This is a genomic window from Micromonospora sp. WMMA2032 (genome assembly GCF_002688545.1).
Lineage (GTDB): Bacteria > Actinomycetota > Actinomycetes > Mycobacteriales > Micromonosporaceae > Micromonospora > Micromonospora sediminicola.
On record NZ_CP024052.1, the window covers coordinates 2,149,786 to 2,161,733 of the forward strand.

Genomic DNA, 11,948 nt, shown 5'->3' on the forward strand with positions numbered 1-11,948 from the left:
CCGCCGGGAGGAGCGGGGTGCCGAGGCCCGGCCGGGCCCCGGCGGGCGGCGGATAGGATTTCCGTTCCTGCCCGAGCGGGCGCCCACCCGGCCCGCCGGACACGCCGTGCCAGTACGGAAGGTGACCAACCGGATGCACCAGCGGATCCTGCTCCGCGCCCGCAAGGGCCCGTTCGACGTCCTCACGCCGGAGGAGACGTTCGCCGGCAACTGGATCGGCGACAACACGGGCAACCTGGTCTTCAGCCACGCCGCGCACAAGCTGCTGGCCACCTCCACGGCGGAGATCACCGCGACCCGCAGCCCGGCCGACCCGCGCCTCGCCGACGAGATCAACGAACGGTACGACGTGTTCGTGGTCCCGCTGGCCAACGCCTTCCGCCGCAGCTTCGTGCACCGCCTCACGCCGATGACCCGGCTGATCGAGCGCCTGAAGATCCCGGTGGTCGTCCTCGGCGTGGGCGTGCAGACCAACGTCGACGGCGACCGGGAGTACCTGCGCCAGATCGACGAGCCGGTCAGCGCGTTCTGCCGGGCCGTGCTCGACCGGTCGCACAGCATCGGCGTACGCGGCGAGGTGACCGAGAGCTACCTGCGGACGCTCGGCTTCTCCGCGGTGGAGCAGATCGGCTGCCCGTCGATGTTCCTGCACGGCGACACCTTCCGGCTGGACAAGCCCCGGGACGAGCTGAGCACCGACGACCGGGTCGCGCTGACCATCTCCCCGTACGTCGCCTCGATGGCCGCCGTCGTCCGCCACCACCGGGAGCGCTACCCGAACCTCTGCTACGTGCCGCAGGACCTGCGTACCCTGGGCACCCTGCTCTACGGCGACGCGCCCGAGCACCGGGGCAAGAGCGGCGAGATGCCGCTGCACACCTCGCACCCCCTCTTCGTGGAGGACAAGGTGCGGATGTTCGTCGACCCGTGGACCTGGATGGCGCACCTGGCCGACTACGACTTCGCCTTCGGCACCCGGATCCACGGCACCATCACCGCGCTGATCTCCGGCACCCCCGGCTACCTCTTCGCGCACGACTCGCGCACGCTGGAACTGGCCCGCTACTTCGACATCCCGCACCGGATCATGCGGGACGTGCCCGCCGACGTCGACGCCGCCGACCTCTACGCGGAGGCCGACTACACCGCGCTCAACTCCGGCCACAAGGCCCGCTTCGCGACGATCACCGCGTTCCTGGCCAAGCACGACCTGGGCACGTCGTTCGCCGACGGCGACAGCGCCGCCCGGTTCGACCAGCGGGTCCGCGAGACGGTGTTCCCGCCGGCCGTCCGCCCGGTCGGCGCCGCACCGCGCGAGGAGCTGCTGACCCGCATCGAGCGGCTGCGCGACGACAACCGCGCGCTCGCCGACACGGTCGCCGGGCTGCGCGGCCAGGGGCTGCGCGAGCGGATCAAGCAGGCCGTGCCGGGCCCGGTCCGCCGGATGCTGGGCCGCTGACCGTCGTACGCCTGTTCGACTCCGGGGTACGATCGGCGACGTGTCCGACGTCGCGTACCAGCCCTCGATGCTCGACCTGGCCGAGCAGGGCCCGGCCCTGGGCCCGCTCGCCGGGCCGACCGGGCCGCGCCGCCACGAGCTGAGCCGGGGCGCCTGGGTCGACCACCTGCCCGGCTGGGTGCGCGGCTCCGACGCGGTGCTCGACACGCTGCGGCGCGGCGTACCGTGGCGGGCCGAGCGCCGCACCATGTACGACACCGAGGTCGACGTGCCACGCCTGCTCTGCTGGTATGCCGCCGGCCGGCCGCTGCCGCACCCGGTGCTCACCGCCGCGCGCGACGCCCTCACCCGGCACTACGCGCCCGAACTGGGCGAGCCGTTCGTCACCGCCGGCATGTGCCTCTACCGCGACGGCCGGGACAGCGTCGCCTGGCACGGCGACACCCAGGGCCGCTCCGCGCACACCGACACCATGGTGGCGATCGTCTCGTTCGGCTCCCCCCGCCAGCTGCTGCTGCGTCCGCGCGGCGGCGGTGGCTCCAGCCTGCGCTTCCCCCTCGGTCACGGCGACCTGGTGGTGATGGGCGGCTCCTGCCAGCGCACCTGGGAGCACGCCGTGCCGAAGACCGCCCGCCCGGTCGGCCCCCGGGTCAGCGTCCAGTTCCGACCCGCCGGGGTGGCCTGACCACCGGCCCGGGCCCTCCCGTGGGCCGACTCCGTGCTAGAAACAACTCCCAGGGTCGATCACGCCCCCGTCACCCGACGACGGAAAGGGCGACCGATGACCCAGTCCCCCACCACCCGCCGGTCCCCGTGGGCCCTGCACGGCGACGGCCGCTCGGTCCGCCCCGGCGACGTGGTCCGCCCCGACGAACGGCTCTCCTGGCCGCGCACCGTCGGTGTGGGCGTGCAGCACGTCGTCGCCATGTTCGGCGCCACCTTCACCGTCCCGTTGATCACCGGCTTCCCGCCGGCCACCACGCTCTTCTTCTCCGGCATCGGCACGCTGCTGTTCCTGCTGATCACCGGCAACCGGCTGCCGTCGTACCTCGGGTCGTCGTTCGCGTTCATCGCCCCGGTCCTGGCCGCCAAGACCGGCGGCGGGATCGGCGCCGCGCTCGGCGGCATCGTCGCCGCCGGCGTCGCGCTCGCCCTGGTCGGTGTGGTGGTCCACCTGGCCGGCGCCCGCTGGATCGACGCACTGATGCCCCCGGTGGTCACCGGCGCGATCGTCGCGCTGATCGGCCTGAACCTCGCGCCGGTCGCCTGGGACGGCGGCGGCGCCGGCACCGGCGTCAAGGCGCAACCGCTGATCGCCCTGGTCACCCTGGCCGCGATCCTGGTCACCACGGTCGTCTTCCGCGGCTTCCTGGCCCGGCTGTCGATCCTGCTCGGCGTGGTGGTCGGCTGGGTGCTCGCCGCGCTGACCGGTCAGCTCGACCAGCAGGCGGTCAGCGGGTTGCGGCAGGCCGCCTGGGTCGGCCTGCCGGAGTTCCACACCCCGAGCTTCAGCCTCCGGGCCGTGGTCCTGGTCATCCCGGTGATCCTGGTGCTGATCGCGGAGAACGCGGGGCACGTCAAGGCGGTCGCCGCGATGACCGGCCGCAACCTCGACCGGGACATGGGCCGGGCTTTCCTCGGCGACGGTGTCGCCACCGTGCTCGCCGGCTCCGGCGGCGGCTCCGGCACCACCACGTACGCGGAGAACATCGGCGTGATGGCGGCCACCCGGGTCTACTCGACGGCCGCCTACTGGGTGGCCGGCGGCACCGCGATCCTGCTCGGGCTCTGCCCGAAGTTCGGCGCGCTGATCCTCACCGTGCCGGCCGGCGTGCTCGGTGGGGCCACCACCGCGTTGTACGGCCTGATCGCCGTCCTGGGGGCCCGGATCTGGATCGAGGGGCGGGTCGACTTCCACGACCCGGTCAACCTGCTGACCGCCGCGGTCGCGGTGATCGTCGGCGCCGCCAACTACACGCTCACCGCCGGGGACCTGTCCTTCAACGGCATCGCCCTGGGCACCGCCGCCGCACTGATGATCTATCACGGCATGCGCCTGATCGCCCGCCTGCGCGGCACCACCCCGGAGTCCCGCCGAGGCCCCGAACCCGAACTCTGACCGGAGCCGGCCGGGTCGGCCGGGCCGAGGCGGACCAGGCCGGGCCACGCCGGGCCACGCCGGACCAGGCCGGGCCACGCCGGACCAGGCCGGCTCCGCAGGGCCGGGGCCGCGGCGGCCCGCCTGCGCGAGGAACAGGTGCTCCGGGACCCGGACACCCACGGCCTCTCCCGCGGGACGGTTGACCATCTTCGGCCGATATACCGCTGAGTCATATTTATGACCCAGCGGTATATCGCTCTCTGGTGGTGTGCTCGCCCGCGCAGCTACCGGCGGTGAGCACTCCGCCCGACGGCTGCCGTGCGCGCCCGATGCGGGCACCGGTCGCGGGTCGGTTCGGCCGGTCGAGGATGGCGCTGAACCGCTGCTCGGCGAGGCCGAGCCCCGCCCGGCGGGCGGGTGCGGGTCAGTCGCGGTCGATGTGGTGGCCGACGACGGTGGGGCCGAGCATCACGGCGAAACCGGAGCCGTCGCGGCGCGGGTCGGCCGGCGGCAGCTCCACCGGGTCGCCGTTGGCCGTGGCGCCCACCGGGCGGGGGCCGATCCAGGCCACCGACAGGTCGGTCTCACCCTTGAGGAACCGCTGGGCCCGAACGCCGCCGGTCGCCCGGCCCTTCGCCGGGTAGGCCTTGAACGGCGTCACCTTCACCGTGGCGCCGGTCGAGGTGACCACCATCGGCTCGCCGTGCGTCGCGTCGTCGGTGCGAACGGCGCCGAAGAAGACCACCCGGGCGCCGGCCGGCAGGCTGATGCCGGCCATCCCGCCCCCCTTGGGACCCTGCGGTCGGACCAGGGACGCCGGGAAACGCAGCAGCGACGCCTCCGAGGAGACGAACGCCAGCGTCTCGGCGGCGTCGGTCAGCCAGGTCGCCCCGACCACCTCGTCGCCGTCGCGCAGCGAGATCACCTCGAACTCGTCCGAGCGGACCGGCCAGTCCGGTGCGCAGACCTTCACCACGCCCTGCCGGGTGCCGAGCGCCAGGCCGGGTGACCCCGGCGCGGACGGACCCAGCGGGGCCAGCCCGACGACCGTCTCCCCCGGCTCCAACGGCACCAGCTCGGCGGCCGACATGCCGCCACGCAGCGACACGGTGCCGGACTGCTCCGGCAGCACCGGCAACGGCAGGACGTCGATCTTGAACGCCCGGCCGGCGCTGGTCACCACCAGCACCCGGCCGCGGGCCGTGGAGTGGACGACGGCGCGTACCGCGTCGTGCTTGACCCGGCCGCTGCGCCGGCGCGCCTCGGCGGCCTCCTCCGACTCGGCCGCGGTGCGGGCCACCAGGCCGGTGGCGGAGAGGATCACCTGGCACGGGTCGTCGGCGACCTCCAGCGGGCCGGCCGGCACCGATGCCGCGAGGACCTCCTTGAGGTCGCCGTCCACGAGCGTGGTGCGCCGCTCGGCGCCGAACTGCCTGACCACCGCGGCCAGCTCGTCCGAGACCAGCTTCCGCAGCACCTTCGGGTCGTCGAGGATCTTCGACAGCTCGGCGATCTCGCCGCGCAGCTTCTCCTGCTCCGCCTCCAGCTCCAGCCGGTCGTACCTGGTCAGCCGACGCAGCGGGGTGTCCAGGATGTAGCCGGCCTGGATCTCGGAGAGCTTGAACTTCTGCATCAGGCCGTCCCTGGCCGCCTGGGCGTCCTCGCTCGCCCGGATCAGCTTGACCACCCGGTCGATGTCGAGCAGCGCCACCAGCAGGCCGTCGACCAGGTGCAGCCGCTCCTCCCGCTTGCGCTTGCGGTAGGAGCTGCGGCGGGTCACCACCTCGTAGCGGTGCGACAGGAACACCTCGAGCAGCTCCTTGAGCCCGAGCGTGCGCGGCTGGCCGTCCACCAGCACCAGGTTGTTCACGCCGAACGACTGCTCCAGCGGGGTGAGCCGGTAGAGGTCGGCCAGCAGCGCCTGCGGGTTGACGCCGACCTTGCACTCGACGACGAGGCGGGTGCCGTTCTCCCGGTCGGTCAGGTCCTTGACGTCGGCGATGCCGGTCAGCCGCTTGGTCTTGTTGACCTCGTTGGTGATGGCCGCGATGACCTTCTCGGCGCCCACGCCGTAGGGCAGCTCGGTGACGGTGATGGCCTGCCGGCCGCGGCTGCCCTCCAGCGGGCCGATCTGCACCCGGCCGCGCATCCGCACCACGCCGCGCCCGGTCTCGTACGCCCGGCGCACCTCGTCCAGGCCCAGCAGCAACCCGCCGGTGGGCAGGTCGGGCCCGGGCACGAACTCCATGAGCTTGTCCAGCGTGGCGTCCGGGTGGTTGATCAGCCAGCGGGCGGCCTGCACCACCTCGCCGAGGTTGTGCGGGATCATGTTGGTCGCCATGCCGACCGCGATCCCGGACGCGCCGTTGACCAACAGGTTCGGGAAGGCCGCCGGCAGCACGGTGGGCTGGGTCAGCGAGCCGTCGTAGTTGGGCTCGACGTCGACGGTGTCCTCACCCAGCTCGCCGGTGAGCAGCATCGCCTCCCGGGACATCCGGGCCTCGGTGTAGCGCGCCGCCGCCGGTCCGTCGTCCGGGGACCCGAAGTTGCCGTGCCCGTCGATGAGCGGGACGTTGAGCGAGAAGTCCTGCGCCAGCCGCACCATCGCGTCGTAGATCGCGGTGTCGCCGTGCGGGTGGTATTTGCCCATGACGTCACCGACGATCCGGGCGCTCTTGACGTGGCCCCGGTCCGGGCGGTGGCCCTGCTCGTACATCGACCAGAGGATGCGCCGGTGCACCGGCTTGAGCCCGTCCCGGGCGTCCGGCAGGGCCCGGGAGTGGATGACCGAGAACGCGTACTCCAGGTAGGAGTCCGAGACCTCGGTGACCAGCGGGTTGTCGAAGACCCGGGCGCCGGCCTGGTCGAAGGCGGAGAGGTCCGCCTTGGCGCGGTCGTCCTTGCGGCGTGCCATGGTGCAGCTTCCTTCCGAAACGAACCCGAGGGTCAGGCGTCGATGGCGTCGCGGTCGACGCGGTCGGCGGAGTCGATCAGCCAGTTGCGACGCGGCTCGACCTTCTCCCCCATGAGCAGTTCGAGGATCCGCTCGGCGGCCTCGACGTCGTCGAGCGTGATCCGCCGGACCGCCCGGGTGGCCGGGTTCATGGTGGTGTCCCAGAGCTCGTCGGCGTCCATCTCACCGAGGCCCTTGAAACGCGGGATCGGGGTGACGATCTGCTTGCCGGCCTTCTCCAGCTTGCGGACCGTCGCCTCCATCTCGGCCTGGGTGTAGGTGTAGACGGTCTGCGGGTTGCGCCCCCTGGTGGTGATCTTGTGCAGGGGCGGCATCGCCGCGTAGAGCCGGCCGGCCTCGATCAACGGTCGCATGTAGCGGGCGAACAGCGTGATCAGCAGCGTCCGGATGTGCGCGCCGTCGACGTCCGCGTCGGCCATGATCAGGACCCGGCCATAGCGCATCGTGGACAGGTCGAACGTGCGGCCGGAGCCGGCGCCGAGCACCTGCACGATCGCCGCGCACTCGGCGTTGTCCAGCACCTGCTGGAGGTTGGCCTTCTGCACGTTGAGGATCTTGCCGCGGATGGGCAGCAGCGCCTGGTATTCCGAGGAGCGGGCCATCCGGCTCGTGCCCAACGCGCTGTCGCCCTCCACGATGAACAGCTCGCTGCGCTCGACGCCGGTGGCCCGGCAGTCGACCAGCTTCGCCGGCATCGCCGCGCCCTCCAGCGCGGTCTTGCGGCGGGCGGCGTCCTTCTGCTGCTTCTGGGTGAGCCGGACCCGGGCCGCGTCGACGATCTTCTGAAGCACCGTGCGGGCCTCGGCCTTGGTGCGACGGTCCTCCAGCCAGCTCTTGAGGTGCGCCTCGACCAGGCCCTGGAGCACCTTGGTGATGCCGGCGGTGGAGAGCTCGTCCTTGGTCTGCGAGGTGAACTGCGGCTCCGGGATGCGCACGTGCACCACCGCGGTCATGCCCTCCAGGACGTCGTCCAGGGTGGGCGCGTCCTCCTTGGGCTTGAGCAGGCCGCGGGTGGCGCGGGCGGCGTCGGCCAGGGTGCGGGCCAGGGCCCGCTCGAAGCCCTTGCGGTGGGTGCCGCCGTGGGCGTTGCGGATGGTGTTGGTGAAGCACTCCACGGTGCGCTCGTAGCCGGTGCCCCAGCGGAACGCGATCTCGACCTCGGCCCGGCGCTGCACGTTGGACTGCATCACGCCGTTGGCGTCGGCGGCGTTCTCGCGGTAGGTGCCCTCGCCGGTGACCAGGAGCGTGCCGGAGACCGGACGGTCGCCGGCCGGGGAGAGGAACTCCACCATGTCGGTGAGGCCGTCGGGGAAGTGGAAGCGCTCCTCGACCGCCTCCTCGCCGGTCTCGTCGCGCAGCCGGTAGGCCACGCCGGGGACCAGGAAGGCGGTGTTGCGCAGCTTGAGCCGGACCGCCTCGGTGTCGAGCGCGGCCCCGGTCTCGAAGTAGCGGGGGTCGTGCCACCAGCGGATCGAGGTGCCGGTGCGCTGGCCGCGCTTCATCGCGCCGACGATCTGCAGGCCGGGGCCGGGGGTGAACGGCGCGTCCGGGCCGTCGCCGTCGAAGATCCCGGGTACGCCGTGGCGGAACGACATGGCGTGGACCTTGCCGCCGCGGCGGACGGTGACGTCGAAGCGGCGGGAGAGCGCGTTGACGGCGGAGGCGCCGACGCCGTGCAGGCCGCCGGAGGTCTTGTAGCCCGAGCCGCCGAACTTGCCGCCGGCGTGCAGCCGGGTCAGCACCAGCTCGACGCCGGAGATGCCGGACTTGGCGTGCACGTCGGTGGGGATGCCCCGGCCGTCGTCGTCGACCTGGACCGACCCGTCGGCGTGCAGGATCACGTCGACCTTCGTGGCGTGACCCGCGACACCCTCGTCGGTCGAGTTGTCGAGGATCTCGTTGACGAGGTGACCCACGCCACGACTGTCGGTCGACCCGATGTACATGCCGGGGCGTTTGCGGACGGCGTCGAGCCCCTCCAGGTGGGTGAGGTCGTCGGCGCCGTAGAGCGTCTCAGGCTGTGCGGTCAACTGGTCGTACTCCCAGGTCTCGGCGGTGGTGGTGCCGTTCACCGTGTGATCCCCCACGGCGATCGCCGGGCGCGGCGCGCCGGAGCGAGCCTAGCCCGGCGCTCCGACAGGTCCGTGTCACCGGGTGCGGTGCGTTGTCCGGTTACCCTGCGGGCCGGGTCGGTGCCGCCACCGGATACGGCGGCGCCCGGAGCGGGGAGGCGTCCATGCACGTCAACGACGCGAGCCAGGGATCGTCTTCCCGGCCGTCGGCCGAGGACGACGCGATCGGCCGGTTCGAGCGGCTCTACGCCGACGCCGAGCGGGGTGCGGCCGAGGTGCCCTGGGACCTGGCGGCGCCGCATTCCCTGCTCGCGGAGTGGACCGGGCGGGTGCGCCCGGACGGGTCCGGGCGCCGTGCGGTGGTGGTCGGGTGCGGCTTCGGCCGGGATGCCGAGCACCTGGCCGGCCTGGGGTTCACGACGGTGGCCTTCGACGTCTCCCCGACCGTGGTGCGGGCGGCGCGGCGGCGGCACGCCGGATCGCCGGTCCGCTACGAGGTGGCCGACCTGTTCGACCCGCCGGCCGACTGGGCGGGCGGCTTCGACCTGGTGCTGGAGAGCATGAACGTGCAGGCGTTGCCGGTCGGGCTGCGCGCGCGGGCCACGGCCGCGGTGGGGCGGCTGGTGGCGCCGCGCGGGATGCTGCTGGTGATCGCGGCGGGCCGACGCCCCGGCGAGGCGGTGGACGGTCCGCCGTGGCCGCTGACCCGCGCCGAGGTCGAGTCGTTCGGCGCGGCGGGGCTCACGCCGGGACCGGTCGAGGAGATCACCGCGCCGGACGGCGGGCTGCGGTGGCGCGCGGAGTTCCACCGTTCGTGAGCCCGTGTCGGGCCATTGACGCCCGTCACACGCCCGTGATCTGATCGCCTCCTTGAAGAATCTTTCACATTTCGATGTGTGAGGGGGAGGTCGGGCATGTCCGTGTTCCGTCGTACCGTGCTCGCGGCGGCGATGGCCGTCGCCGCGGTGGCACTGCCGGCCGCGGTGGCGCCGGCCCCGCCCGCCGCCGCGGCGCTGCCCACCGCCGCGGTGGCGTTGGGTGACAGCTTCATCAGCGGCGAGGGCGCCGGGGCGTACGCGCCGGTGGTCGACGTCAACGGGGTGACCCAGGGCTTCCCCGGCTGGTCGGCGGCGAACGCCAACGCCTACTTCTGCCACCGCTCGCCGAACGCCTCACTGTTCCGGGCCGAGCTGCCGGGCATCGCCGCCCGGTTCAACCTGGCCTGCTCGGGCGGGCAGCCGTACGACATCGCCAACGCCTCGGCCACCCGGGCGAAGGGTCGGCAGGTGGCCGCCCAGCTCGACCAGCTGCGGGCGGTGGCGCAGACCCACGACATCGACCTGGTGCTGGTCGGCCTCGGCTCGAACAACAGCTCGTTCACCTTCGGCAGCGTGGCGGAGAAGTGCGCCAACCGGTTCATCGCCGACGCGTGGACCGGCTGGTGGGAGTTCTGGGCGTATCTGGGCGGCCCGGTGGAGCAGAAGCCGTGCAGCGACGCCGACCTGGGCACGGCCGCGCAGTTCTCCGCCGCGACCGCGGAGACCACCGCCGCGCTGCGGCAGCTGCTCACCACGCTCGACCAGGTCGACGCCGACGGCCAGCACCGGGTGGTGTTCCAGGACTACACCAACCCGCTGCCGTCCGAGCTGGACCAGAGCTACTGGAGCGAGGACAGCCGGGACGACACCCGGGACAAGTTCCGCGCCCTGGGCGCCGAGCGGTACGCGGCCGGCTGCCCGATCCACCGGGCCAGCCTGGCGCCCGGCCAGCGGTTCTCCCAGGGGCTCGGCACGCTGGTCAGTTCGGTGCGTGGCACGCTGGCCGCCGAGTTCCCGACCGACGACCTGGTCTACCTCAACGTGCAACGCGCGTTCGACGGCGCCCGGCTCTGCGAGTCGGCGGGGAGCCCGGCGAACGCCCTGGCCACCCCGATCCGCCTGATGGACGGTCCGACCGGCGTCTTCGTCACCAGCCTCTCCGGCAAGGACAAGCTCGACATCCAGCGGATCGCGAACGCCTGCGGCACCTACTTCCAGACCTGCCAGGAGTCGTGGCACCCGAGCGCCGCCGGGCACCAGGTGCTCGGCCGGTGCCTGAGCGGCGCGGCGGCGACCGGCGCCCGCAGCGTGTCCTGCGTCCGCGCCCCGGACGGCACAGTCAGCGTCGGCTGACCCCGGTCGCCCGGCGTCCCGTTTCCCGGGGCGCCGGGCGGTCGGGCCCGGACGGCCGTGCCGAGCACGTGCGGCGAGGCCGGCGAGTCAGGCCCGGATCGCCGTGCCGAGCACGTGCGGCGAGGCCGGCGCCGGGAGCCCGGCCTCGGGAAAGCGGAACCGGTCCAGCCCGGTGACGGTGAAGCCGGCGGCGCCGATCGCCGCCACGGTGTCCCGGGCGGTGTGGCAGCCGGCGCAGAACAGCGGCCAGAGCGTCGCGTCGGCCACGCGTTGGGCCCGGCGCAGGCCCGGTGTCTGCGCCACCACGTGCTCGTAGAAGCGCAGCTCACCGCCGGGCCGGAGCACCCGGCGCGCCTCGGCCAGCGCCACCGCCTGGTCCGGCACCGAGCAGAGGACCAGGGAGAACACCACCGCGTCGGCGGCGCCGTCGGCGACCGGAAGCGCCTCGGCCAGGCCGGCGGCCACGGTCACCGGCACCCGCGCGGCGGGCGCGGCGGCGCGGGCCAGCGCGCGCAGGCGCGGCTCCGGCTCGACGGCGAGGACCCCGGTCACGGTCGGCGGGTAGTGCGGCAGGTTGCGTCCGTTGCCGGCGCCGACCTCGACCACCCGACCGCGCAGCCCGGCGACCAGCCGCCGCCGGTGCGCGGCGACGCCGGCCTCGTCCAGGGCGACGCTGGCCCGGGCGAAGAGCCGGGCGAAGATCGGGTGGGAGACGCCCATCAGCGACCCGCCGGCGGAGCGCCGAGGCTGAGCAGGAGCGGGCCGGCCGCGCCGTCCACCAGGTCGCCGAGGCGCACCCCGTCGAGGACGGCGAGGAACGCGGCCTGGGCGCGGCGCAGTTCGCCGCGCAGTCGGCAGCCGGCGACCAGCGGGCAGGCCGGCTCGTGGCAGTTGACCACCTCGTCGTCGCCCTCGAAGGCCCGGACCACCTGGCCCACGGTCAGCTCGCCGGCGTGCTCGGCGAAGGCCACCCCGCCGGAGCGGCCCCGGATGGTCACCAGGACGCCGAGCCGCTGCAACCGTTGCACCACCTTGGCGACGTGGCTGCGGGGCAGCGCGAGTCGGGTCGCGAGTTCGTCCACCGTGGCGCGGACCGGGGACGCGGCGGTCAGCATGGCGATGCGCAGCGCCATGTCGGTCGACCGGTTGAGCCTCACGCCCCGACCCTAGC

At 73.5% G+C, this 11,948-nt stretch carries 9 protein-coding genes; 5 read left to right on the forward strand and 4 right to left on the reverse strand.

The window, feature by feature from the left end; translation table 11 throughout:
• The first annotated feature begins 133 nt into the window (after nt 1-133).
• The 3 genes from CO540_RS09275 (at nt 134) to CO540_RS09285 (ending at nt 3,578) form a co-directional block, all read left to right on the forward strand.
• Nucleotides 134-1,459: a polysaccharide pyruvyl transferase family protein gene (locus CO540_RS09275; protein ID WP_099164680.1), complete on the forward strand. Its 1,326-nt coding sequence runs from the start codon at nt 134-136 to the stop codon at nt 1,457-1,459.
• A 40-nt stretch (nt 1,460-1,499) separates the two neighbouring features.
• Nucleotides 1,500-2,144 carry an alpha-ketoglutarate-dependent dioxygenase AlkB gene (locus tag CO540_RS09280; RefSeq protein WP_099161714.1) on the forward strand — a complete coding sequence of 215 codons (645 nt, stop codon included), beginning with the start codon at nt 1,500-1,502 and terminating at the stop codon, nt 2,142-2,144.
• Between the two features lie 96 nt (nt 2,145-2,240).
• Nucleotides 2,241-3,578 carry a uracil-xanthine permease family protein gene (locus CO540_RS09285; protein ID WP_099161715.1) on the forward strand — a complete coding sequence of 446 codons (1,338 nt, stop codon included), beginning with the start codon at nt 2,241-2,243 and terminating at the stop codon, nt 3,576-3,578.
• A 406-nt stretch (nt 3,579-3,984) separates the two neighbouring features.
• Here CO540_RS09285 and CO540_RS09290 read toward each other — a convergent pair whose 3' ends face one another.
• Together CO540_RS09290 and CO540_RS09295 are read right to left on the reverse strand one after the other, a co-directional pair.
• Entirely contained in the window at nt 3,985-6,474 is a 2,490-nt protein-coding gene (locus CO540_RS09290) for a DNA topoisomerase (ATP-hydrolyzing) subunit A (RefSeq protein ID WP_099161716.1), read from the reverse strand.
• Nucleotides 6,475-6,506: 32 nt separating this feature from the next.
• On the reverse strand, nt 6,507-8,606 hold the full coding sequence (locus CO540_RS09295) for a type IIA DNA topoisomerase subunit B (protein ID WP_172967818.1): 2,100 nt from the start codon (nt 8,604-8,606) through the stop codon (nt 6,507-6,509).
• Nucleotides 8,607-8,770: 164 nt separating this feature from the next.
• On the opposite strand from CO540_RS09295, the gene CO540_RS09300 reads away from it, so the two are divergent.
• The gene (locus CO540_RS09300; protein WP_099164681.1) at nt 8,771-9,424 is read left to right on the forward strand and encodes a bifunctional 2-polyprenyl-6-hydroxyphenol methylase/3-demethylubiquinol 3-O-methyltransferase UbiG; all 654 of its coding nucleotides are present in this window, start codon (nt 8,771-8,773) and stop codon (nt 9,422-9,424) included.
• A gap of 96 nt (nt 9,425-9,520) precedes the next feature.
• Nucleotides 9,521-10,777: a hypothetical protein gene (locus CO540_RS09305; RefSeq protein WP_099161717.1), complete on the forward strand. Its 1,257-nt coding sequence runs from the start codon at nt 9,521-9,523 to the stop codon at nt 10,775-10,777.
• A gap of 87 nt (nt 10,778-10,864) precedes the next feature.
• Here the strand turns inward: CO540_RS09305 and CO540_RS09310 are convergent, their stop codons facing one another.
• A complete protein-coding gene (locus tag CO540_RS09310; protein WP_099161718.1) occupies nt 10,865-11,497 on the reverse strand; it encodes a class I SAM-dependent methyltransferase in 633 nt (210 codons plus the stop codon).
• Complete coding sequence (locus CO540_RS09315) at nt 11,497-11,934, reverse strand: Rrf2 family transcriptional regulator (RefSeq protein ID WP_091578643.1); 438 nt, start codon at nt 11,932-11,934, stop codon at nt 11,497-11,499. The genes CO540_RS09310 and CO540_RS09315 overlap by 1 nt, the downstream gene beginning before the upstream one ends.
• Nucleotides 11,935-11,948 lie beyond the last annotated feature (14 nt).